This is a genomic window from Pseudoalteromonas sp. Angola-30 (assembly GCF_028599215.1).
GTDB lineage: Bacteria > Pseudomonadota > Gammaproteobacteria > Enterobacterales > Alteromonadaceae > Pseudoalteromonas > Pseudoalteromonas atlantica.
The window spans coordinates 246,182-271,213 of the sequence record NZ_JAQREI010000003.1 but is presented as its reverse complement, the minus strand read 5'-3'; the positions used below and the strand labels follow the sequence as shown (position 1 = coordinate 271,213).

Sequence of the window (25,032 nt, the reverse complement as noted above, 5' to 3'; positions counted from 1 at the left end):
TTATGCGTCTTTCGACTCATCAGCTGCAGGTGCTGCTGATTCCATTGCTTCTTTAATGCTTAGACGTACACGGCCTTGGCGGTCTACTTCTAGTACTTTAACTTTAACTTCTTGACCTTCACTTAAGTGGTCAGTTACGTTGTTAACACGCTCTGTGCTGATTTGAGAAATATGCACTAGGCCATCTTTACCAGGAAGAATGTTTACAAACGCACCAAAGTCAACAATACGTACAACTTTACCAGTGTAGATAGTACCTACTTCTAGTTCTGCTGTTAATTGCTCAATACGTGTAATTGCGTTTTGCGCGCTTTCACCGTCTGTTGCAGCAATCTTAATTGTACCGTCGTCTTCAATTTCAATTGTTGTGCCTGTCTCTTCAGTAAGTTGACGGATTGTAGCGCCACCTTTACCAATTACTTCAGCAATCTTCTTAGCAGGAATTTGCATAGTGTAGATGCGAGGAGCAAACATTGATAATTCTTCAGAAGGAGCAGAAATCGCTTCATCCATCACACCTAAAATGTGTAAACGTGCAGCTTTTGCTTGTTTAAGCGCAATTTGCATGATTTCTTGAGTGATACCTTCAATCTTGATATCCATTTGTAGTGCAGTGATACCGTTAGTAGTACCTGCTACTTTAAAGTCCATGTCACCTAAGTGATCTTCATCACCTAAGATATCTGAAAGAACAACAAACTTCTCATCTTCTTTCACAAGACCCATCGCGATACCCGCAACAGATGCTTTAATTGGTACACCCGCGTTCATAAGAGCTAGTGACGTACCACAAACAGATGCCATTGAAGACGAACCGTTAGATTCAGTGATTTCAGATACAACACGAATTGAGTAAGGGAACTCAGTAAGTGTAGGCATTACAGCAGAAATACCACGCTTAGCTAGGTTACCGTGACCAATTTCACGACGCTTAGGAGAACCTACAAAACCAGTTTCACCTACACAAAATGGAGGGAAGTTGTAGTTAAGCATAAAGTGGTTTTTGTGAGTACCCGTTAAATCATCGATTAACTGTGAATCACGTTCTGTACCAAGTGTAGCTGTAACTAATGCTTGAGTTTCACCACGTGTAAAGATTGCAGAACCGTGAGTACGTGGTAATACGCCTGTCATTACGTCTAATGCACGGATCATGTCTGGTTCGCGACCATCGATACGTTTTTCACCAGCAGTGATGCGGCCACGTACAATTTTCTTCTCTAAAGAACCAAATACTTTACCTACTTCTTGCTTATCAAGTGTTTCATCTTCAGCAAGCTCGCTTGTAAGCGCTTCAATTACAGCGTCTTTTGCTGCAGTTAATGCTTCTTTACGCGCTACTTTATCGGTAATACGGTAAGCTTCACCTACTTTATCAGCAGCAAGTTCAGCTACTTTTTCTTCAAGCGATACGTTTTTCTCAGGTGCAGACCAATCCCATGTAGGCTTGCCCGCTTCTGCTTTAAATTCGTTAATTGCGTTGATAATAGCTTGAGATTGCTCATGGCCGTATACAACCGCACCTAGCATTACGTCTTCAGCTAGTACGTCAGCTTCTGATTCAACCATTAGTACTGCGTTATCAGTACCCGCTACAACTAAATCAAGTTGGCTTTCTTCAAGCTCTTTTAGTGTTGGGTTAAGTACGTACTCACCGTTGATGTAACCAACGCGTGACGCACCAATTGGGCCGCTAAATGGGATACCAGAGATAGCAAGTGCTGCTGATGTACCAATCATCGCAACCATATCTGGTTGGATTTCAGGGTTTACAGATACAACGGTTGCAATAACTTGTACTTCGTTTACGAAACCATTTGGGAAAAGTGGACGAATTGGACGGTCAATAAGACGTGCAATAAGTGTTTCGCCATCGTTAGGACGACCTTCACGCTTTAAGAAACCACCCGGGATACGACCAGCAGCGTACATACGCTCTTGGTAGTTAACTGTTAGTGGGAAAAAGTCTTGACCAGGTTGAGCTTCACGCTTACCAACGACAGTAACTAATACTGACGTGTCACCGATGCTTGCTAATACTGCGCCGTCTGCTTGACGTGCGATTGCACCTGTTTCTAGGGTAACTGTGTGTTGACCTAGTTGAAATTCTTTAATAATTGCTTGCACTTAAAATATTCCTTAAATGTTTTTATATTTCATTAATAAGTGTCATTAAAAGGGCCAATTACAGTACATAATTGTATTCAGTTGGAAATCAATTAAGTACTACAATTGGCAAAATTTTTAATGACTGCAGATAACCTATTTATCTACGCGCATAGTATATACCAAAGCGACGTAAAATTGCGAGCCTACCCAAAGATAAAACGTAATCGCTTTTGCCACATTATTTTTTAATTGTTTTATAGAAAGGCGCTTAATTAAGCGTGTAATTTTTAGCTATTAAAAACCTTTAGATAGCTAGGTGAATAATTCGCTATTAAATTGTTCTTAAAGATAATTTTAACGCAGTGGTTGCAAGCGTTGCCTAGCCTTATTTATTAAGTGCTAGCACAAGGTTGTGTTATTTATATTAAAGGGAGGTTAAATTAACGATGGGGTGTGAAGCGTTAAATTTAGGCACAAAAAAAGGAGCTATAAAGCTCCTTTTCTCGTAATCAAGTTCTTAGCGACGTAGGCCAAGCTCTTGGATTAACGCAGTATAACGCGAGATATCTTTACCTTTAAGGTAATCAAGCAATTTACGGCGAGTACTTACTTTACGAAGCAGACCACGACGTGAGTGGAAGTCATGCTTGTGGTCAGCAAAGTGACCTTGAAGCTTGTTGATATCAAAAGTAAGTAAAGCTACTTGTACTTCAGGTGAACCAGTGTCGCCTTCAGCACGTGCAAATTTAGCAATGATATCGATTTTTTCTTGATTGCTTAGTGACATAATAACTCCAAAAGTTAAATTTAATAGGTGCTTTAGCCGATCACTAATTCAGCCAAAACGATTAAGCGGGCGTATTCTACCAACTATGAGAATAACTACAAGTTAAAGTTTACTCGGGTTGCTGATTAGACAAGCCACGCTTTGATTTTAAATGCCCGTCAGGGTTGCGCTCACCGGTGCCAATAAATACACCATCAGCAAGAACTTTAATTGCCCCTTCGGGTAAATCAGTGCCTAGTACGACTGCTTGTCCATGGCTAAACGAAACACCCTGCTCTTTGCTAATTTCTACAACGGGTAAATCAACCAATGCACTATCCATTGGCAATAGTAATTCATCAAGGTATGTAGAAGGGGCAACCTCTTCTTCTTTGGCCTTGGCTAATAAGGTTTCAAGGTGCTCAAGCGATACCATTTTATCTTTAGGGTAATGGCCAACCGCTGAGCGATGCAGCATAATAACATGTGCGCCACAGCCTAGGTTTTCACCTAAATCATCAACAATAGTACGAATGTAGGTCCCTTTAGATACATGGGCGGTCATTTGTACTTCGTTATTTGCTTCATCAAACTCATCAAGCGTTAAGCTAAACACGTTTATTTTTCGGCATTTACGCGGTACTTCAATGCCTTCACGCGCGTATTTATATAAAGGCTTACCTTCATATTTAAGCGCTGAGTACATTGATGGATACTGATCTGACTCGCCTAAAAACTTTTCAATTTCTGCAGCTAACTGTTCAGTGGTAACGTTTACATCACGGGTTTCAACCACTTCGCCATCTGAATCAGAGGTAGTTGTACGCTCACCTAGCTTTGCTCTTACCACATAGGTTTTATCTGTATCGAGCAAAAATTGGGTAAACTTGGTCGCTTCACCAAAGCAAATAGGTAACATGCCAGTGGCCAGTGGATCTAGCGCACCGGTATGGCCAGCTTTTTGGGCAAAATAAATACCTTTAGCTTGCTGTAGGGCTTTGTTCGATGAAATGCCTTGAGGTTTGTTTAACAACAAAATACCATCAATCGGACGGCCTTTACTGCGTCTTGCCATTAGTCTTTAGTGCCTTCTTCGCTATCAGTTTCATCATCAACATGTTTAGCGTTATCTTCGCGAATAACCGAGTCCACTAAGTTAGAGATACGCATCCCTTCCATTAGTGAGTTATCTACTACAAATTTAAGCTCAGGCATTATACGAGCACGAATACGCTTACCTAGTAACGAGCGGATATAGCCCGTTGCTTCGTTAAGTATTTTTGCGCTTTCTTTTGCTTTGTTTTCATCTTCGGTATTAAACACCGTAATAAAAACTTTTGCGTAAGATAAATCGCGCGATACTTCTACCGCAGACACTGTCACCATGCCTAAGCGCGGATCTTTAATTTCGCGTTGTAAAATTACAGCAATTTCTTTTTGAATTTGCTGAGCAACACGATCAGTGCGAGAAAATTCTCTCATGATTGTTTTCCTAAAATCATAACTTACTGAATTAAAATAATAAGTTAATTAAATAATGGATACAGAAATGGGGGCAAAGCCCCCATTTACAATCTTAGTTTACGAGCAATTAAAGTGTACGTTGTACTTCAACTGTTTCGAATACTTCGATTTGGTCACCAACACGAACATCGTTGTAGTTCTTAACGCCGATACCACATTCCATGCCGTTACGAACATCTTGAACGTCATCTTTAAAGCGACGTAGTGACTCAAGCTCACCTTCGTAAATAACCACGTTATCACGTAGTACACGAATAGGTGCGCTGCGTTTAATAGTACCTTCAGTAACCATACAACCAGCAATTGCGCCAATTTTTGGAGACTTAAACACGTCACGTACTTCAGCAAGACCAATAATCTCTTGCTTAAACTCAGGAGCAAGCATACCAGACATGGCTTGCTTAACTTCTTCGATTAGCGCGTAGATTACGCTGTAGTAGCGAAGATCTAAGTTTTCAGTATCAATCACTTTACGTGCAGATGCATCGGCACGAACGTTGAAGCCAACTACGATTGCGTTAGATGCAGCAGCAAGTGTTGCATCAGTTTCGGTGATACCACCTACGCCAGAACCAACAATCTTCACTTTTACTTCATCAGTAGAAAGTTTAGTTAGTGAGTCTGAAATTGCTTCGATTGAACCTTGAACGTCGGCTTTAAGTACCACGTTAACTTCTGATACATCGCCTTCAGCCATGTTAGTAAACATGTTTTCAAGCTTCGCTTTTTGCTGACGAGCCAATTTAACGTCGCGGAATTTACCTTGACGGTATAAAGCAACTTCACGCGCTTTACGCTCATCTTTAACAACAGTCGCTTCATCACCTGCCGCCGGAATACCAGATAGACCTAAAATCTCAACCGGAATAGAAGGACCCGCTGATTTAATGTCTTTACCGTTTTCGTCTTTCATTGCACGAACACGGCCGTATTCAAGACCACACAGTACGATATCACCTTGGTTAAGGGTACCTGATTGAACTAAGATAGAAGCAACCGGACCACGTCCTTTATCAAGACGAGATTCAATTACAACACCTGCTGCCATGCCTTCTGATGGAGCACGAAGCTCTAAAAGCTCAGATTGCATAAGAACAGCTTCAAGTAAGTCATCAATACCTAAGCCTGTTTTAGCTGAGATATGAACGTACTGCGTATCGCCGCCCCAATCTTCAGGGATAACGTCTAACTGAGCTAGCTCGTTTTTAACGCGATCTGGATCTGCGCCTTCTTTATCCATTTTGTTTACAGCAATGATTAAAGGAACGCCAGCTGCGCGAGCATGCTGTACCGCTTCTTTAGTTTGTGGCATTACACCATCGTCTGCTGCAACCACTAGGATTACGATATCTGTCGCTTTAGCACCACGTGCACGCATTGATGTAAACGCGGCGTGACCTGGTGTATCTAAGAAAGTGATCATGTTGCCGTTAGTTTCAACGTGGTATGCACCAATGTGCTGTGTAATACCACCGGCTTCGCCTGATGCAACTTTAGCTGAACGAATGTAATCAAGCGTTGATGTTTTACCATGGTCAACGTGACCCATTACAGTTACTACTGGCGCACGCGGCTCAGACTTACCATCTTCATGACGGTCATTTAGTACTGTTTGCTCTAATTCGTTTTCTTTAACGATGATAACTTTGTGACCCATTTCTTCAGCAACAAGTTGTGCTGTTTCTTGGTCAATCACTTGGTTAATGGTAACCATGTCACCCATTTTCATCATTGTTTTAACAACTTCAGCGCCTTTAACAGCCATGCGCGATGCAAGCTCAGCTACTGTAATTGTTTCGCTAATACGCACTTCATTTTTAACATCGGCAGTAGGTTTTTGGAAACCATGTTGCAATGATGTAGGTGCTTTTAGCTTGCCTTTACGGCCTTTAGCGCCTGCAAATTTATCTTTTGCTGGGGCTTTTTTCTTTTTCTTCGCGCGGCGTGAACCTTGCTCATCACGTGCATCAGCAACATCTTCTGCCTCACGTGCATAAGTAGAAGTCGTAAGATGGTGATCCGCGGTTTCTTCGCGTTTCTTACGTTCTTCTTCTTCTTTTTTCCAGCGAGCTTCATTTTCTTCAGCTAGCTTTCTTGCCTCTTCTGCTTGACGTTTCGCTTCTTCTTCAGCTTTCTTCAATGCGGCCTCTTCTGCTTCTTTCTGCAGACGCTCAGCTTCGATGCGATCTTTCTCAGACTTAGCACTTTGCTCTGGGGTCATCTGCTGTTGTTTAGCTTTACGCTCTGCATCTGCTTTGCGTTTAGCTTCTTCTTTGGCTTTACGATCAGCGTCTTCTTTTGCTTTACGTTCTGCCTCTTGTTTCGCTTTTAATTCAGCGGCTTCTTGTGCAGCTTTTTGCTGCTCTTCGATACGCGCTTTTTCTTCAGCGGCTAGACGTTGCTGTTCTTGCTCTTGCTCCATTGCGCTCTTTTTCACGTAAGTACGTGTTTTGCGAACTTCAACTTGAACAGCTTTTGCCTTACCCGTAGAGCCCGTTACACTTAATGTGCTTTTGCTCTTACGTTGTAAAGTCATACGTGCTGGGCCATCTGAACCAGTACCACCGTGCGATTTGCTTAAGTGATCAAGTAACTGTGCTTTTTCAGCTTCAGTTACATTATCACCTGCTTTTTTAGTGATACCCGCTTGTGAAAATTGCTGAAGCAATTTATCAACAGTTGTACCTATATCGCCGGCTAGTTTTTCAACATTTACTTCTGCCATAGTGTGTAATACCTCCGTTAATAAATTACTCGTCTGCGAACCAACAAATATTACGTGCAGCCATAATTAGCTCACCTGCTTTTTCAGGTGTTAGCTCTGTAATATCTACCAATTCATCAATACCTTGCTCAGCTAAGTCTTCAAGTGTAATTACACCCTTGCTTGCCATAACAAATGCTAGATGACGCTCTAAGCCTTCAAGCGCAAGTAAGTCTTCAGCAGGCTCTACACCTTCTAAGCTTTCTTCCGTTTTAAGCGCTTTAGTGGTTAATGCATCTTTTGCACGTGAGCGCAGTAAATCAACCGTTTCTTCATCTAGGCCGTCGATTTCTAAAAACTCAGAAGCCGGCACATACGCTACTTCTTCAAGTGTTGAGAAACCTTCGTTGATAAGTAATGATGCAAATTCATCATCAATATCTAAGTTTTCAGTAAATAAGTTAATTAACTTATCTGACTCTGCTTCGTTTTTAGCGCGCATGTCTTCAACAGTCATTACGTTTAGTTCCCAGCCAGTTAATTGGCTTGCTAAACGAACATTTTGACCATTGCGACCAATTGCTTGTGCTAGGTTATCAGCTTCTACAGCGATATCCATTGAATGAGTGTCTTCATCCATTACGATTGAAGCTACTTCAGCCGGTGCCATTGCGTTAATAACAAACTGCGCTGGGTTGTCATCGTAAAGTACGATATCAACACGCTCGCCACCAAGTTCTGATGATACAGCTTGAACTCGTGCACCACGCATACCAACACACGCACCTACTGGGTCAATACGCTTGTCGTTAGATTTAACGGCGATTTTAGCGCGTGAACCCGGATCGCGTGCTGCAGCACGAAGCTCAATCATTTCTTCGCCAATCTCTGGCACCTCAATGCGGAATAATTCCATCAGCATTTCTGGTTTTGAACGCGTTACAAATAACTGTGCGCCGCGAGCTTCAGGTTTAACTTCGTAAAGAAGACCACGGATACGATCTCCTGGACGGAAGTTTTCACGTGGCAGCATATCGTCACGGTAAATAACCGCTTCTGCGTTGTTACCTAAATCAAGTACGATTGCATCACGTGTTGCTTTTTTAACGACACCTGTTACTAGCTCGCCTTCTTGATCTTTATAAGCTTCTACAACTAAAGCGCGCTCAGCTTCACGTACTTTTTGTACGATAACTTGCTTTGCCATTTGTGTAGTTATGCGGTCGAATTTGATAGATTCAATCTGTTCTTCAACATAATCACCCAGTTGCAAGTCAGGTTCTTCAACTTGAGCTGCTTCTAATGTGATTTCGCTGTAAGGGTTTTCTAAAGAACCATCTTCTTGAACTTCTGCAATCTGCCAACGACGGAACGTGTCGTAATCACCGGTTTTACGGTCGATTGATACACGTACTTCAATTTCGCCATCGTGTTTTTTCTTTGTCGCTGTTGCTAGAGCGAACTCTAACGCTTCAAAAATCTTTTCTTTTGGAACCGCTTTCTCATTGGAAACGGCTTCAGCAACCAATAATATCTCTTTTGCCATGGGTAATGCCTCGCTTGCCCTATTCCTTCGCACTCGAATTAAAACTTTGCGATGATGTTCGCACGTTCGATATTGCTAAGCATGATTAAGTGCTCTTCGCCATCGCTTTTAAGTGTGATCATATCACTGCTAACTGCTACTAAGTCGCCTTTAAAATTACGGCGACCGTCTTGTGGAAGCTTAGTACGCACGCGTACTTCCTCTCCTTGCGCCTTCTCGTAATGATCTTGTTTGAATAATGGACGATCAACACCAGGAGACGATACTTCCAAATCATATTCGTTTGTAATTGGGTCTTCGACGTCTAAAATCGCACTAATTTGGCGACTCGCATCCGCACAATTATCAACAGATATTCCATCCTCATGGTCAATATAAACCCTTAAGGTAGAATGGCGGCCTGCTTGTACAAACTCAAGACCATGTAATTCAAAGCCTAACATTTCTACTGCAGGCGTAAGCATGGTTAATAAATCTTGCTCAAGTTTTGTCACGAAAATCCTCCATACAAACAAAAAAAGGGCTTATAGCCCTAAAATACTGAGTTTAAGTTTTGATTTAATGACAAAGCCATAAATCAATGGTGCAGATACAACAACGCCCCGAACCAAGCGGGGCGTCACACCAATAAAGCATAAAACTGTGTGGCCTCAGGCCAAGCTTGGCTGCGGGTCATTACACTGACCAAATTAAACTACATTAGCTTAAACGCAAAACGCGCATTACTTAGAATGCGCGATATAGAATTAGTAAGGATATACCTACTATAAAAATTGGTTGCGGGAGCCGGATTTGAACCGACGACCTTCGGGTTATGAGCCCGACGAGCTACCAGGCTGCTCCATCCCGCGCCAATAGATATTAAACCTAAAATTCAATATCGCTGTTAGTGGTTAATCAACCGCTAAACAATGGCGGCTATTATAAGGATATACGGGGTAATTAGCAACCATAATAACTAATAAGTTTGATAAAATCAGTGAACCCCCATTTTAAGCTTCACCAGTATGTACTATGATTATGCAGACGTTAAAATGGTAATCGTAACGTCACTAATATGTGCGTAAAAAGCCGTATATTCATAAATAAAATATCTAAAATTCATAAAACTGATACAATTTTGTGCTTTTTACGTTTAGATTACGTGCGATATTTGAGCAACGCACTATACTAAAAGCTCACCGATGTGGATAAAAATAAAAATTACAAAATTTAATGAGATTGCTAATGAATACTTATCAGCCACAGTTAATTAAAAGTTTGCATATAGTTAAGCCAAACTTTCATGCGTTTACCGCGCGCTTTCATGCAAAGCTTGAAGAGTCAAATATAACAATGCAGTACCCAAGTGCCGCTTATTTTAACGAAAAAAGTTATATTTTATATTGTGTTTTAGAACGTATAGTTAGGCATTTAGATAACCCATCTTCTGTTGCCCCATTTTTAACCTTTCACTTGCAATACTTAAAAAAGATGGGCGTTACGCCAAAAGAAATATCGCTACTATGCGATGCCTTTTACGATACCTTAAACGAGCACTTAGGGCGTTTATTCACCGCACAAACACAATTTGCTTGGCAAAAAGCGCTTCGTTATTTTGAAAGTTTTGCTAATACAACTTTGTTTAACAAAACAAATGTTATTTCGCTTGAGCAAAAAATCACTCAACTTCGCTCAAGTAAGCTTTAAGTAACACAAGACTCAGCTTTTATGCACGTATGAGCAAACTACCTAGATCCACGTTGTCGCTTTTTACGTACAACTAAATTTAGGTGGTTTATGGCTCATTATAAAGTGTTGCGCCTAATTTTAGGTGATCAACTTAATGCTTCGCATTCGTGGTTTAAAGAAAAAGAACCTGATACGCTTTATTTAATTGCCGAGTTACAACAAGAAACCAATTACGTTAAGCACCATGTGCAAAAGTTATGTGCTTTTTTTTATGCGATGGAGCGTTTTGCTACAGCTTTACAAAGCGCGGATTACAGCACACTGCACCTTACCCTTGATGATACCCACCAAGACAAAACCTTGCCTGATTTACTCACGCGCATAGCCAAGCAGTATCGTTGCAGTGAAATACATTATCAATACCCTGATGAATTTCGCCTCAAAGCACAGTTAAGTAAATTTAAGAAAGAGTCTGATATTCTTGTTAAAGCCTATGACACCGAGCATTTTATGCTGCCATTTGAACGTATTAACGAGCGGTTTGAAAAAAACAAACATGTGACTATGGAGCACTTTTATCGTGCTATGCGCAAGCAATACACTATTCTTATGGATGGGAGTAGCCCGCAAGGAGGTCAATGGAACTTTGATAGTAATAACAGAAACAAATTTAAAAAAGCAGATTTAAACGCTATCCCCCCGCCAAAATTATTTAATAACGATGTAAGCTCTATCATTCGCAGACTTAAAAAACATAACGTAAATTACTTTGGTGAAATAAATCCTCAGCAGCTGCCGTGGCCGCTCACTCGCAAACAAGCTAAAACGTGTTTAGAATATTTTTGTACCCACCTGCTAAAAAATTTCGGCCAGTTTCAAGATGCAATGACCGACCAAGTTACAAATAACGCCAGCTTGTACCACAGCCGTTTATCATTTGCTTTAAACGCCAAGTTAATCCACCCGCTGTACGTTATTAGGCGTGTAATTGACGAATTTAATGCTCACCCCGACACAATTTCGATTTCTCAAGTTGAGGGCTTTGTTAGGCAAATTTTAGGTTGGCGTGAATATGTTCGCTGTATATATTGGGTAAACATGCCCGACTATGCACAAAAAAACCAATTACAGGCTAACCAGTCGTTACCGGAGTACTTTTGGCAGGGTAATGTAAAAATGAACTGTTTAAGCCACGCATTAACGCAGAGCTTAGACACCGCATACGCTCATCATATTCAAAGATTAATGATCATTGGTAATTTTTGCTTATTAACAGGTATCGACCCTAATGAAGTCGACCAGTGGTATTTAGGGGTTTATATTGATGCCATTGAATGGGTTGAAATGCCTAACACCCGTGGCATGAGCCAATTTGCAGATGATGCTATTATCGCCACTAAACCCTATGCAGCCAGTGGTAATTACATCAATAAAATGAGCGATTACTGCAAAAACTGTCATTATGATGTTAAGCAAAAAGTAGGTGAGAAGGCGTGTCCTTACAACAGCTTATATTGGCAATTTATGGATAAACACCGCGCATTACTTGAAAAAAACCCACGCATTGGCATGGTTTATAGAAACTGGGATAAACAAACGCCCCAACTTCAACAGCAGACCTTAGCCCAAGCAAATTATTATTTAACGCATATAAACGAGTTATAAAAACGAAAAAGCCGCCTCAGTTGAGGCGGCTACAATCAGGGAAAATGTTTATTAGCGATTATTTACCTTCGATTAGGTTTCCACCGCCAATTTCAATTTTACGAGGTTTAAGTGCTTCTGGGATTTCGCGCTCCAGGTCAATGCTAAGCAGACCGTTGGCTAAATCGGCACCGAGTACTTTTACATGATCCCCAAGTTGAAACTTACGCTCAAAGTTACGTTCCGCAATACCTTGATGAATAAACTTGCGCTCTTCATTTTCATCTTTGTTTGGTTTAGTGCCTGCAACTTTTAAAGTGTTGTTCTCTGACTCAATGGTCAGTTCATTTTCACTAAAACCAGCAACGGCCATAGTGATTCTGTATTTGTCTTTATCTAGTGCTTCGATATTATAAGGAGGAAAGCTAGGCTGCTTGTCTGTACGAGCTGCCGCATCCATTAAAGATGCTAAATGGTCAAAGCCGATGAATGAACGATAAAGTGGTGATAAGTCTACTGTACGCATAATAATATCCTCATATTTAAGCGATATAATGTTGTTACTTTTCGTTTGAACAAGTACAACATAATTAAATTAATAATATAAATTTCAATAACTTCTGTATTTTTTGGGACCCATCAGGCGTCCTCACTAAACTATTTATGGGCAGTAAAATAGTTTTCAAGTAATTAAATTAAAAAAAGTGAAAAAAAATAAAAAAGGGCACAAAAATGTGCCCTCTTCGTATATTCATCAAATTACTCAATACATGTTACTTAATAAAAGTACCGCGAATTGGATAGTCGTTTTCGCGTGAAAATTTAATACCGCCTAGCAGCTGCTTAAGGCTTGGGCGAACAAATGGGCTATTTGATTTATCAAGCATCTGTACTTGATTGTCTTCGTTCAAAACAATAATACAAGGCTCAGCAAATGGGTGATCTGTTTCAGCATCACTGCGCGGTTCACTAATGTATAAGCCTAAATCAGTCATTTGCTCAATGGTTAAATTGTAATAAAGAGGGAAATTTACGTCTATTTTTTCAAGATGCTTTTTAAGCTGCTCTTCGCTATCGCCACTTACTGCTACAACTTCTACACCTGCGCTGGCAAAATCGTCATGCATTGTTGCAAGCTCGTTGAGTTGCTCGGTACATTTAGGGCAATGCTGGCCTCTGTACACCACTATCATTTTCCAAGGTTTGTCGCTTACGCGGTCAACTAAATTCACGTCATTGTTATCTAAATCGCTTACCACTAAAGGCTGCATTACACTCGCTGGCTGTAAATTAACGTTACTCATTGTGATCTCCTTTTACTATTAAACTTGGGGTGTAGTAATAGAGCTTAGGGTATCTTTGTTTATTTCAACCATGAAAATGTAACTGAGAACGAAATGGCAGGCGACTCGCTTTTATTAAGTAGCCTTGTTTAATGTGATTAGGAGAATTATAAGCTGTAAGCAGAATAATAAAATGTTAGATAAAACAGGCATCTTGCTCTTTTTAAGTAGCATTAGCACAGTATAAACACCAAGAAGATGTGAGTAAGAAGCGTAAAGCTAACTCCAGCCTTTTATTTTTCTGTAAATAGTCGAGGCGCTTACGCCTAAATAGGCCGCAGCAAGTGGAATGTTATCATCGCATACGGCTATTGCCGACTCTATTGCCCTTTTTTCAACTTGCCAAAGGGGCTCTATGTCGTGTACGCCCATAAGCGAGTTAGTTTGTATTTGCTCTGCGGATTGAGACGAGCTGGTATTTTTGATTGGAATAGCAGAATTAACACCAAATGAGCTTGGCAACATATCTAACTCAACTACGTCACCCTCGTTGATAACAACGATATTTTCGATAACATTTTGCAGCTCGCGGATATTACCGGGCCAATCGTAGTTGCAAAAAAGGTTTTCAACTTCTTTTGAAAAGCGATGGAATAACTTAGCGTTACTTTCACTTTTTTGCTTTAAAATATGCTTTGCAAGCAACATTATATCGCCAGCTCGCTCGCGTAGTGGAGGTAACTTTACAGGAATAACATTAAGCCTATAGTATAAATCTTCTCTAAAACGCCCTTCGGCAACTTCAACTACAGGGCTTCTATTTGTTGCACACACTAGCCTTACATTACTGTGTAAAACCTCGCTACTACCTACCCGATTAAACGCACCCGTTTGTAAAAAACGCAATAACTTAGCCTGTAGGTTGAGCTCCATTTCACACAGCTCATCTAAAAATAAAGTACCACCGTTTGCAACTTCTACAGCCCCTTTCCTGTCACTTAGCGCTCCGCTAAAGGCCCCTTTTACATGGCCAAAAAACTCTGACTCAAATAACTCTCCTGGAATAGCAGCACAGTTAATTGCAATAAATGGCCCTTCACTTCGTGGGCTAGTGTCGTGCAAAGTTTGCGCGCACACCTCTTTACCTGTGCCACTCTCACCGGTAATAAAAACACATGCTTTGCTTCGCGCTGCACTATCTAAAAGCCTAAACACCGTTTGCATTGCTAACGATTCACCAATAAACCCGGAAGTGTTTTGCGCTTTTTGTTCTTGAATTTTAACTGCAGGAGGTGCTTTTTGCGAAAGCGCGCTATCTACGGCGCTCACTAAGCGCTGGCCTGAAAACGGTTTTTCTAAAAAATCAAAACCACCTAAACGCATTGCCTCTACTGCAACATCAATAGAGCTATTTGAGGTGATCATGACTACGTTAGCGGGCTTTTCTTGCTTTTTAACAAACTGCAGCACTTCTAAGCCACTAATATCGGGCAAACAAACATCTTGGACAATGACATCAGGCATCATCTCTTTTATACCTACCAAGGCAGAGTAGCCATCGGTAAAGTGTTTACATTCGTGCCCTGCTTGCTCTAATTGACTCGCATAAAGAGCCCCGCTTGCAATGCTGTCTTCTACTATATAAACCAGTGATTTTTTTTGAGAATCGTTCATGGCAGAGCCTTTTAAGTAATATTATTAGCAATAACTTGGTATGCAGCGTGGGTTTTTTCTAGATTATGTTGAACGATCTGAGCAGCGTGAATATTTTCATCAATGGTAACGGGGGGGTAATCATGTAATTGACTGGCAAGGGCTGCCAAAGTTAATGCGCCATATAGCGCCGCAGAATTTTTAAGTACGTGCATTATATCTTTAATATTATCTTCATCTTGCTCATCAATTGCATTTTTAAGACGAACTCGCATTTCTTCTAATTCATTAATAAATAAGTTTACCAGCCTTACTAAAGTGAGTGAGCCAACATCTTGCTCTAATTGCGCTAGCACATGAGCTTGAGTGATGGTGTTATCAATATATTCTTCAGGTATTGGCATATTAGGCCTTTATTTATTATTGTGATACGAAGCTTTATACATTTAGAGTAAGTCGTTTTTCGCATTTTGCAAATCTAAACATTAAGTTAAGTGTACATTTTTACCCATGTCGCCGTATTATTAGCTAAACTGCTTGGTCTTCCGAGTAAGTAACCTTGTGCTACATCACACCCTAGCTGCTCTAATATTTGTAATTGCTCGCGCTGTTCAATCCCCTCAGCAATGGTTTCTAACCCGAGTCTTTGCGCCATAGCAATAATTGCGCTACACAGGGTAAAGTCTTCATTGTTCGTTGTAATGCCACTTATAAAGCTGCGATCTATTTTTAGCCCATCAATATTAAACTGCCTTAAAAGGCCTAAAGAGGCATAGCCCGTTCCAAAATCGTCTAGCCAAATTTTTACCCCTTCTTTATGAAAATGCTCAAATGTTTTAGCAATACGCTGCGGACTTTTTATTAATGCTGTTTCTGTTAATTCTACTTTTATAGCTGCGGGGTCTATTTTATACTTATCAAGTAAGCTCATTACTTTAGAAAACACATCCCCTTCAATAATTTGTACCGGCGAAATATTCAATGAAATAGTTATATCATTCATACCTATTTTTCTCATTTGGCTTAAATCGCTTAGGGTTTGCTTAAAAATCCAATCACCTAAATCTAAAATCATACCTGACTGTTCTACATGCGGAATAAATTCATCTGGGCCAACAACACCATAGCGTGAAGATTCGCAGCGCACTAATGATTCAAAGCCAACTAATTGCCCACTTGTTAAAGATACAAGCGGCTGGTACACCATATTAAAACAATGGTTTTTCATTGCATGAGCCATAATTTGCTCAAGTTCATGCCAGCGTGCAATGTTGACCGTATTGATAGGCTCTAAACTTTTAAAAGCATTCATAAATTTCTCCACAAATAAGGGCTCACCGTAAGCTTGTTACATAAATTGCAAATTGCAGACCAAAACGACCCGTCAAAATAAAAAATAAACACATAAAATTCAATTAGTTAAAAGCGGGCTGTTAGTCTAAAATTATTGATAGGTATATTTGCATTTTGCAAATCACACTGACACGCAAGCTGATTTAAAGTGGGAGCAGGAGTAAGCGATGGTTTGGGTATAAAGTGGCTTTAAAAATAAAAAGGCTGACCTAATTGCTTAGAGTCAGCCGAAATAAATACTAAAGGAGAAGTATTGTTTAGTTGTTTAAACCTTGTGTGCCTGATTGGGCAGGTTGCTCATCTATGTTTTGAGCGTAGTTTAATGTGTTGCTTTCAATAGTGGCATTATCTAAATCACTATTACTAAATTTATTGGTGAACATCTCGGTATTACCTTTATTAACAGGTTCAATAGTAACGGTGCCTCGCAGTGCTGTTGCACCAACAATAACAGCTGCAACAATAATAATAGACAGCACCATTAACTCTGGAGTAAGAACAAAAGACATTTTTTTTGGTTGCTGTTTAACTTTAGTATTAGTTTGCATAATGGACACCCTTAAAATTTATTTAACTACTTAGCAAATTTATATCAATGATAACTTCGCTCTACTTGGTGTTTATGTTGCGAAAGCCATGCCATAATAAATTTAATGATGATAAAAAATTTAAGTCTTTATAAATCAATGGGTAAATGAATTACTTTGATAGGGATAATAAAAAATAGCTGAGCGGATATTTGCATTATGAGATTCAATTTCATTTTGATTTGCAAAATGCAAACCAATTTAAAAATAATCATTAAGAACCAACCCGAAAAAAATTTAAAATCAAAAAGAACTAGTATTTTAGTGCTATTTAATAATTTTTTAATACATTAAGGCTTTTTAGGCAGTAAAAGTAATTGACTACGCAATAATCAATCGCCACCGCTTTTTTGAGAAAACAGTCAATTTTAACCTTTTGAGGTTAAATTTTTGCTAAACCCACTATTTATGTTTATTTAATTAACAACTAAAAACTTTAATCACAAATACCTTAAGGCCATCTATAACTATTTACCTAAAAGCACGGTTGCATTGCTTGTTACTTTAATAACGACCAAATTTCGTTAATGCGCTCTAACTTAGAGTGTTTAGCGTCATTAAGTTTTGGTAAGTATTGATTTAAGAGCAAATTGAGTTTTTCGCTAATAATTGGTTTAGCTAAATAGTCATTCATTCCTGCTTTAATAAAACGCTCTTTATCTCCATGAATCGCATTCGCTGTTAACGCTATAATAGGGGTGACAATAGCTAACTCTCTGATTTTTTTAGTGGCAGAAATACCGTCTAAAATTGGCATTTGAATATCCATAAATATTAAATCTATTGTTTGCGTTTTAACTTTTTCAATCGCCTCTTGCCCATTACTGGCTATTTTAACTAAGCACCCTTGCTGCTCTAAAAATTGCTGAATCACAATTTGGTTATTTTTATTGTCTTCAACCACGAGTACGTGCGTACCTTTAAATGGCTGAGCATTAATAGTGGCTGTGTTTAGTGTGGTTTCTTTTTTATTAGTAAAAATAATATCAAGATGAAAAAGCTCTTCCTCAAGCGCAGCAATCGCTCTGGGTAAATGCGAAGGCTTAAAAGGCCCATTAAACATCAACATACCAGAGCTCGGCGCCTCTGTTTTTTGGTTTTTACCCAGTAGGTCTATGAGTAATAAACACGGTGTATTTAGGCTCTTGTAACTTTTTAAAAATTGTTGCGCTGCGTCTAAATCGGCTTTATTAGTGGTAACAATAGCGTCGGGCGTATCGATACTGTCTAGCTTTTCGATGTTTTCAAGGCGTGAAAAATCTATCGAATGGCGAGTAAGCATATGCTCTACCGCCTTGTTTAATGGCAAGTTTTTACTTATCACACACACATAGGGCTTTTTGGCTCTGGCAGAAAAGCCTTCTCTTTGCACCTGCTCGCTTGTATCTATTAATAAAGGGTAATTCACAATAAATTCACTCCCTTTACCAAACTGCGAGTTAACAGTAATGCTGCCCCCTGCAGCATCACATATTTGCTTACATATGGCTAAACCTAAGCCACTGCCGCCATATTCCCGAGTGATAGAGTTATCCGATTGTATAAACGGCTTAAACATACTCTCGAGCTTGTTTTGCGCAATGCCTATTCCTGTATCTTTAAAGCTAAGCTGCAACGTAAATTTATTATTTTCAAACTCAACACACTGTGCTGTCACTATAAGTGAACCCTTTTGAGTAAACTTAATGGCATTGGAGAGTAAATTTATTGCAATTTGCCTAATACGACCATGATCGCCCACCACCTGCGCAGGAACATCAGGGTGCAGATCAAAAATAAGTTCGAGGCCTTTTTGCACGGCGCTTTCACTTACAATATCAATAGCCTCTTCTAAGCAAATATCGAGGCTAAATGGCTGATTATCTATTGAGATTGCTTGCGCTTCAAAGCGTGAGTAGGTCAGCACGTCATCTAAAATACTCAATAATGCATCTGAACTTGTTTTAATCATTTGGGTGTAACGTTTTTGATCTGTTGTAAGCCCAGTGTCGTGTAAGATATCTGCACAGCCAATCACTGCATTTAAAGGTGTGCGTATTTCATGGCTTATATTGGCCATAAAGCGACTTTTAGACTCAGCCAACGATTCAGCCTGGTGCTTAGCATCTAAGAGTATTTGTTCAGCTATCACACGTTCTTGAATATCAACCACGGTCGCCGCTATAGATGTTAAGTGTGTGCCATTAAATGAGGTAATGGGTGTGAGGGTCATTTCAACCCAATTTGGCTCATTAAGCGCGTTGGTTAACCTAATATCCAAACGTTTAACTTCTCGGTTGCCACTACTGTAGCCTGTAAGTGCTGTGTTTAGCTTTTCCACATCCTCGCTCATTACAAAATTAGCAATGGGTAAGCCAAGGTGTTTATTTATGTCTGTTTGGAAAAAATCTTGCCATGCTTTGTTCATAAACAATAACCCGCCCTGCGCATCTAACCTCAATACAATATCAGGGATGTTATCGACCACAGAGTGGTAGTTATATTCTATTTCTGCCATGGCTTGTTCAGCTTTTACACGCTGGGTAATGTTGGTTTCTATGGCTATAAAATGCTTAACATTACCGTCATCATCTTTTACGGGGGTGGCATCAATAGCAACCCAGTATTCGTTTTTATTTTTATCATAATTAATGGTTTCTATTTGAAAAGGCTCGGCATTTTTAATCGCTTTAGCCATTAACTGGCGCGACTCTAGGCTGGTTTTAGGCCCTTGCAACAGTTTACCGGGGCTAAGCCCGATGACTTCTTCACATTTATAACTTGTAAGCGTTTCAAAGCTTTTATTAACCCATTCTATTTTGCCAAATCGGTCGGTAATTATAACTAAATTATTGGTGTGGCTTGCCACTAACGAAAGTCGCTTAGCGTACTCTTGTTGCTGGGTGAGTAAGTATTGGTAATCTTTATGTCGTTGAATGTCGTGTAACGAGCCAATAAACCCGCCGCTATCGTCGCAGGCCAAGCGCATTTCAAACCAGTTAGTAAGGCCGTCATTATTTTTTACTTGCAGCTCTATACTGGCACTAAAAACGCCTTCAAAAATAGACTCAATATACGCTGACAGCTTTAACGAATCTTTGGTCTCTAACAGTGATGTGATTTTTTTACCTATGAGCATGGCCGGCGTAAAACCCAACTTATTAAGCCATGCTTCGTTCACGTAGCTAAACACTAAATGTTTATCACATTCAAATACACACTCATCAAGTAAGGCAAGTAACTTAGTCTGCCTGCGGGTGTTTGCAGAAAGCTGCTCTATTAGCGCGTAATGAACTTGTACTTGTAGCTCGTCTTTTTCTTCCATATGCGCCTCATTCATTTACTAATTCTGTATGGCTGCACACCTTGGCATAAAGCGGAAAAACCTCTTCACAGTAAAATGATTGCTCAAACGGCGTTCTGCTTGATGTACAGTCATTAAGTACCGTCACATTAAAGCCAAGCTCTACCGCAGAACGCGCGGTAGAGTCAATGCAAATAGAGGTCACCGTGCCTGCTAAAACAATGTTAGTGATGCCATTTTTGTTAAGCACATTTGCAAGCTCTGTATGAGTAAACGCATTTAACCCGCGTTTACCGGGTATTTGCATAATACGTTTGCCATATTTATCAAACTCTTTAATGCCTTGAGCACCATAAGAGTCGGCTTTAAAAGCCCCTACTTCGGCAATCACTTTTAAAATACCAATTGGGTTTTTAAGCTCGCTATAATCTTGTGTAAAGTGAATAGGCGTACTGAGCACTAATGCAAATTTATCTATGTATTTGTCTAGCAGCGCTAACGTGTTATTTACCACGCCGGTTACTCTTGATGACTCTTCAACCACTTGGTATAAAATGCCATCAGGCGAAAAGTAATCATTTTGAAAACCAATGAGCAGCAAAGCTGTTTTTGATAAATCGTTCATAACGTCCTCCTAAACGGGCCTTTAGGCAGCTTGCCAAGGCTTAATAAACTCTTCTAATACAGCTTTTGTTACCGGTTTTTGAAGATAGTGCGTCACCCCTTTTTCGAACAACTGAGCAATTTGTTGCTCCTCAGTAATGCCCGTTAAAATAACTTTTGGCGTGTTATCGTTTGGGGTGTTTTGTTTAATGAGCTGCTGAGCCACATCACTGCCAAACATACCTGGCATACGCTCGTCTAACAGCAGTAAATCGAAAGGTTCTTGCTGGGCAATAAGTAAGGCACTTGAGCCATTTTCTGCACAGGTTACTGCGCAGCCAAGCATTTCAAGCATGACTTTGGTCGCAACTTGGCTTGGCAAGCTGTCATCAGCAACCAATACAGATAATTTGCTGTGGGTATTTAAATTATTAACCGCATTAACTAAGTCAGTATCAAAAAACGGCCACGCCAATACAGGTTGAGAAATAGCGTGATGGCTTTGCAGCTCACTGAGCGCATCGAATGCGCAAATTTTTATACTCTGAGACGCCCCATTATTTAAAAAATCACTCGCAAGTTGCTCTGCAGATAGGTGACGCGCATCTTCAATTTTTAAAGCGTTGGTGTGGTTGCTGTCGGCGAGTTTTAAACCATAGTTTTGCGCACTAAAATTAACTAGATAATGAATGCTTTGCTCTAAGTCGTCTTTATTATTGGCTGCGCTAATAAACTCTTTGTTTGTATCTACCGATGAAATTGGCTCACGGGTTGCAAGTAAACCGTGTATATCAATGGTGTGCATTTCAGGATTCGAATCTACCCAGTAATTTAAATTAATGCCCTGTAAATTGGCCTCTACTGTTAGCAAAAAATGGCTTTTAGCGGCTTTTAGCGAAGGTAAAATAAACGCTTCACACTGGATAATCATTTGCTCAGGAGACACCTGTAAACAAATATAATTACACTGTAATTTGTTGATGAGTGTAATTGCCACATTTGTGTTGTCTGCTTTGCAAAAGCGGGCAATTACCCCTTGAATAATTTCTAAAACATGGCTGTTATTACTCATCATCGTTCCTAATAAGAATGGCTCTGTAGTTAAATATCAATTTACATGCCACTTGCAGCGCCTTTACTAATACGATGAATTTATTAGATTTAAAAATTACACATCCTTTACATAAATGCGCTTTTGCAAATTGCAATTCAAAATGCATGGCAAATGAGTAATTAAGCGAGTTAACAGTAAAACAGAATTAACCAATCGATTTTTTGCGCTTTAAATTATTAATTAATCGTTTAATATGAACCCAACTAAATTGAGGAGAGTATTATGCTTACAGTAATTTTTGGCCGCGAAGGCTGCCCATTTTGTGTACGTGCTAAAGATGTTGCCGAGCAACTATCAAATGAGCGTGATGATTTTAAGTTTCGTTACATCGATATTATCAAAGAAGGCATTAGCAAAGCGGATTTAGAAAAGTCTGCAGGAAAACCATGCCCAACTGTGCCACAAATTTTTGTAGATCAAACCCACATTGGTGGATTTACTGAATTTGAAGCCTACGCAAAAGAAAATCTAGGCCTATATAAATAACGCTTTGTATATAGCTTGTTAACCAGTTTAAAAAATCAAAAACTTAAACTGGTTAAATTTCAACCAACATCAACCACATACAAATTAGTTGTAATTTATACAAGCAATTGCCTCGTATTTCCTATACAATGCGCGCCTCTTTAAATTCGTTGAGGCGTATTAATGTCAGAACCAGTCACGTTTGAATCTCTAAATCTTTCTCCTGCAATTTTAAAGGCAGTTGAAGAGTTGGGTTACAAGACACCATCTGAAATCCAAGCTCAATGTATACCGTTATTGCTAGAAAGAAAGGACGTACTGGGACTAGCACAAACGGGTACAGGTAAAACTGCAGCATTTGCACTGCCGTTACTAAACAATATTGACCCGTCTGTGAAACAGCCACAGATCCTTGTACTCACACCAACACGTGAGCTTGCGATCCAAGTTGCTGAGGCATTTGAACAATATGCAAAAGGTACTCGTGGTGTTGAAGTATTAGCACTGTACGGTGGCCAAAGCTACAGCATTCAATTAAGCGCACTTCGTCGTGGCGCACAAATTATTGTTGCTACTCCGGGTCGATTAATCGATCACATAAACCGTGGCACTATCAAGTTTGATGCTTTACAAGCACTTGTACTTGATGAAGCCGATGAAATGTTACGTATGGGCTTTATCGATGATGTTGAAAACATCATGGAAAAAACACCGCGCGAAAAGCAAACATGTCTTTTCTCTGCGACCATGCCTAAGCAAATTCAAAACATCAGCAGCAAATATATGAATAACCCTGAACAGGTTCATATTTCTGCGCGTAACTCAACTGTATCATCTGTTGAGCAAGTGTTTTGGAATGCACACGTACATAAAAACAAAGCCATTGTTCGTTTCTTAGAAGCAGAGCAATACGAAGGTGCTATTGTTTTCGTACGTACACGTAACGACACAGTGCAACTTGCTGAGTTACTAGAGCGCGAAGGTTTCTCTGCTGCGCCACTTAATGGTGACATGAACCAGCAAGCACGTGAGCGCACGGTAGATCGCTTAAAAAGCGGTATGCTAAACGTTGTTATTGCAACAGACGTAGCAGCACGTGGTCTTGATGTAGACCGTTTAAGCTTAGTTATCAACTACGATATTCCACAAGACTCAGAAGCCTACGTTCACCGTATCGGCCGTACAGGTCGTGCTGGACGTACTGGTAAAGCAATTTTATTTGTTAAGCATAACGAACGTTATTTACTTAAAAATATCATTCGTCATACTAAGTCTGAAATTGCACAAGTTGAGCTACCTACAGCTAAAGTAGTTGAAGAAAAACGAATTAATGCGTTAAAAGAAAAGCTTACGCTTGCTCTTGAAAACAAAGACATTACGTTCTTCAATGAAGTTGCTGCTAACATGGCACAAAAACTAGACTTATCTTTAGAAGACCTAGCGGGTGCATTACTGTGTTTAGCACAGCAACAATCGCCAATTAAAGTTGAAGAAGTTAAGATTCAACCTCGCAACGAGCGTAATACACGTAACGAGCGTGGCGATCGTAATGACCGTCGTCGTAACGAACGTGGTGACCGCCCTGAGCGTAAACCTCGCGAGCGTAACAGCCGCGATGCAGGCCCTATGGATACTTACCGTATCGAAGTGGGTCGTGAGCACGGTGTACAGGTTAAAAACATTGTTGGCGCGATTGCTAACGAAGCTGATATCTCAAGCAAGTTTATTGGTGACATTCGTCTACACGACAGTCACAGTACGGTACAATTACCGCAAAACATGCCTAAAGATGTACTTGATCACTTCCAAAAAGTGTTTATTTGTAAACGCCCAATGGGTATGACACTAACACAAGATCAAGGCCCAGCTGAGCCACGTGGTGAACGCGCTGAGCGCCCAAGTGGTGATAAAAAGCGTAGCTTTAACAAAGACAACCAACGCGGTGATAAACGTGGCGGTCCTCGTAAAGAACGTCGCCCTGTGAGCTTCACATCTAACTAAGCTTTATAGCTTACGTTATAAAAAACCTTGCCACGAAAGTGCCAAGGTTTTTTTGTTTTAAAGCCACTGCTTTTGTAAAAAATAAAAATTCTGTAAACTAAGAAAAAACTATAATTCACGGATGAATTAAAATTGAAAAAATATTATGACAACTTGCTCTTTGCAGCAATAATAAGCTTTCCAATACTGAGCATTGGCATGCTTATGTTAATGGATTTTACCGACCCGCCATTTATCGAAAATAAAATTTATGAGGCTATTTTTTATATAGCGCTTCCTATTTTTTGCGGGGCATCATTTATCTATCTCCATGTACTTGTAATCAAAAAATATAGACGTTGCAGTGACTATAGAGAGCACCTTAAAGATAGCTTTTCAGATACAAAAATGAAGTTATCATTAATCTTCATCTACCCATTACTCCCTTTGTTAATCTATGCAACTCTCTATTTTTTACTCTCTGCCCCCATTGAGTTATGGGCTTACTACACGCAAGGCGATTATTGGTATAAGGAATATATCCTCACTGATGTACAAGAATGTGGGTCTGATTATGAAGATAGTTGTACTCGTTTATACTTTAAAGACCCTACAACTAACAAAACGCACGATTTTAGATGGTACGACGATAAGTCTACAATAATGAATAACAAAAACGATTATGTGTATATTGTTGGTGAGGCCAGTTTGTTTGGCTATATAGTGAGAGAATTAGAAAGGTAATTA

21 protein-coding genes and 1 tRNA gene are annotated in these 25,032 nt (G+C 39.8%); 5 read left to right on the top strand and 17 right to left on the bottom strand.

Annotation, left to right across the window (positions count from 1 at the left end; all coding sequences use genetic code 11):
* The 8 genes from pnp to PSH54_RS06510 all read right to left on the bottom strand — a co-directional run bounded on the left by pnp (nt 1) and on the right by PSH54_RS06510 (nt 9,500).
* Nucleotides 1-2,127: a polyribonucleotide nucleotidyltransferase gene (gene pnp, locus PSH54_RS06545; RefSeq protein ID WP_004585889.1), complete on the bottom strand. Its 2,127-nt coding sequence runs from the start codon at nt 2,125-2,127 to the stop codon at nt 1-3.
* A gap of 499 nt (nt 2,128-2,626) precedes the next feature.
* Nucleotides 2,627-2,896, bottom strand: coding sequence for a 30S ribosomal protein S15 (rpsO, locus tag PSH54_RS06540; protein ID WP_004585888.1), 270 nt, complete (start codon nt 2,894-2,896; stop codon nt 2,627-2,629).
* A gap of 109 nt (nt 2,897-3,005) precedes the next feature.
* The gene (gene truB / locus PSH54_RS06535) at nt 3,006-3,950 is read right to left on the bottom strand and encodes a tRNA pseudouridine(55) synthase TruB (protein WP_054982205.1); all 945 of its coding nucleotides are present in this window, start codon (nt 3,948-3,950) and stop codon (nt 3,006-3,008) included.
* Nucleotides 3,950-4,357, bottom strand: coding sequence for a 30S ribosome-binding factor RbfA (gene rbfA, locus PSH54_RS06530; RefSeq protein ID WP_004585886.1), 408 nt, complete (start codon nt 4,355-4,357; stop codon nt 3,950-3,952). Before rbfA ends, truB begins: the two co-directional genes overlap by 1 nt.
* 109 nt (nt 4,358-4,466) lie before the next feature.
* Nucleotides 4,467-7,124, bottom strand: coding sequence for a translation initiation factor IF-2 (gene infB, locus PSH54_RS06525; RefSeq protein ID WP_004585885.1), 2,658 nt, complete (start codon nt 7,122-7,124; stop codon nt 4,467-4,469).
* 25 nt (nt 7,125-7,149) lie between these two features.
* Nucleotides 7,150-8,649, bottom strand: a complete 1,500-nt coding sequence (nusA, locus tag PSH54_RS06520; protein ID WP_004585884.1) for a transcription termination factor NusA — start codon at nt 8,647-8,649, stop codon at nt 7,150-7,152.
* 38 nt (nt 8,650-8,687) lie between these two features.
* Nucleotides 8,688-9,143 carry a ribosome maturation factor RimP gene (gene rimP / locus PSH54_RS06515; protein WP_004585883.1) on the bottom strand — a complete coding sequence of 152 codons (456 nt, stop codon included), beginning with the start codon at nt 9,141-9,143 and terminating at the stop codon, nt 8,688-8,690.
* Nucleotides 9,144-9,423: 280 nt separating this feature from the next.
* Nucleotides 9,424-9,500: transfer RNA gene (locus PSH54_RS06510), tRNA-Met, on the bottom strand.
* Nucleotides 9,501-9,876: 376 nt separating this feature from the next.
* On the opposite strand from PSH54_RS06510, the gene PSH54_RS06505 reads away from it, so the two are divergent.
* Together PSH54_RS06505 and PSH54_RS06500 are read left to right on the top strand one after the other, a co-directional pair.
* The gene (locus tag PSH54_RS06505) at nt 9,877-10,338 is read left to right on the top strand and encodes a globin (RefSeq protein WP_121637199.1); all 462 of its coding nucleotides are present in this window, start codon (nt 9,877-9,879) and stop codon (nt 10,336-10,338) included.
* A gap of 90 nt (nt 10,339-10,428) precedes the next feature.
* Nucleotides 10,429-11,985: a cryptochrome/photolyase family protein gene (locus tag PSH54_RS06500; RefSeq protein WP_273605738.1), complete on the top strand. Its 1,557-nt coding sequence runs from the start codon at nt 10,429-10,431 to the stop codon at nt 11,983-11,985.
* 58 nt (nt 11,986-12,043) lie between these two features.
* Here the strand turns inward: PSH54_RS06500 and PSH54_RS06495 are convergent, their stop codons facing one another.
* The 9 genes from PSH54_RS06495 to PSH54_RS06455 form a co-directional block, all read right to left on the bottom strand.
* Nucleotides 12,044-12,490, bottom strand: a complete 447-nt coding sequence (locus tag PSH54_RS06495) for an Hsp20 family protein (protein ID WP_004585880.1) — start codon at nt 12,488-12,490, stop codon at nt 12,044-12,046.
* 247 nt (nt 12,491-12,737) lie between these two features.
* Nucleotides 12,738-13,268 carry a peroxiredoxin-like family protein gene (locus PSH54_RS06490; protein WP_064386792.1) on the bottom strand — a complete coding sequence of 177 codons (531 nt, stop codon included), beginning with the start codon at nt 13,266-13,268 and terminating at the stop codon, nt 12,738-12,740.
* Nucleotides 13,269-13,526: 258 nt separating this feature from the next.
* The gene (locus tag PSH54_RS06485) at nt 13,527-14,921 is read right to left on the bottom strand and encodes a sigma-54-dependent transcriptional regulator (protein ID WP_064386793.1); all 1,395 of its coding nucleotides are present in this window, start codon (nt 14,919-14,921) and stop codon (nt 13,527-13,529) included.
* A gap of 11 nt (nt 14,922-14,932) precedes the next feature.
* Complete coding sequence (locus PSH54_RS06480; RefSeq protein ID WP_024033793.1) at nt 14,933-15,304, bottom strand: Hpt domain-containing protein; 372 nt, start codon at nt 15,302-15,304, stop codon at nt 14,933-14,935.
* An 86-nt stretch (nt 15,305-15,390) separates the two neighbouring features.
* Nucleotides 15,391-16,212 (bottom strand): putative bifunctional diguanylate cyclase/phosphodiesterase, encoded by an 822-nt coding sequence (locus tag PSH54_RS06475; protein ID WP_223230600.1) that lies wholly within the window; start codon nt 16,210-16,212, stop codon nt 15,391-15,393.
* 298 nt (nt 16,213-16,510) lie between these two features.
* On the bottom strand, nt 16,511-16,801 hold the full coding sequence (locus tag PSH54_RS06470; protein WP_054982201.1) for a hypothetical protein: 291 nt from the start codon (nt 16,799-16,801) through the stop codon (nt 16,511-16,513).
* Nucleotides 16,802-17,339: 538 nt separating this feature from the next.
* On the bottom strand, nt 17,340-20,159 hold the full coding sequence (locus PSH54_RS06465) for a PAS domain-containing protein (RefSeq protein WP_273605737.1): 2,820 nt from the start codon (nt 20,157-20,159) through the stop codon (nt 17,340-17,342).
* Complete coding sequence (locus tag PSH54_RS06460) at nt 20,152-20,748, bottom strand: isochorismatase family cysteine hydrolase (RefSeq protein WP_004585874.1); 597 nt, start codon at nt 20,746-20,748, stop codon at nt 20,152-20,154. Before PSH54_RS06460 ends, PSH54_RS06465 begins: the two co-directional genes overlap by 8 nt.
* 21 nt (nt 20,749-20,769) lie before the next feature.
* Nucleotides 20,770-21,801: a response regulator gene (locus PSH54_RS06455; protein ID WP_273605736.1), complete on the bottom strand. Its 1,032-nt coding sequence runs from the start codon at nt 21,799-21,801 to the stop codon at nt 20,770-20,772.
* A 261-nt stretch (nt 21,802-22,062) separates the two neighbouring features.
* Between PSH54_RS06455 and PSH54_RS06450 the strand changes: the two genes are divergently transcribed.
* The 3 genes from PSH54_RS06450 (at nt 22,063) to PSH54_RS06440 (ending at nt 25,029) form a co-directional block, all read left to right on the top strand.
* A complete protein-coding gene (locus PSH54_RS06450; RefSeq protein ID WP_004587283.1) occupies nt 22,063-22,326 on the top strand; it encodes a GrxA family glutaredoxin in 264 nt (87 codons plus the stop codon).
* Between the two features lie 162 nt (nt 22,327-22,488).
* Entirely contained in the window at nt 22,489-24,306 is a 1,818-nt protein-coding gene (locus PSH54_RS06445) for a DEAD/DEAH box helicase (RefSeq protein ID WP_273605735.1), read from the top strand.
* A gap of 387 nt (nt 24,307-24,693) precedes the next feature.
* Complete coding sequence (locus tag PSH54_RS06440; RefSeq protein WP_248531111.1) at nt 24,694-25,029, top strand: hypothetical protein; 336 nt, start codon at nt 24,694-24,696, stop codon at nt 25,027-25,029.
* Nucleotides 25,030-25,032 lie beyond the last annotated feature (3 nt).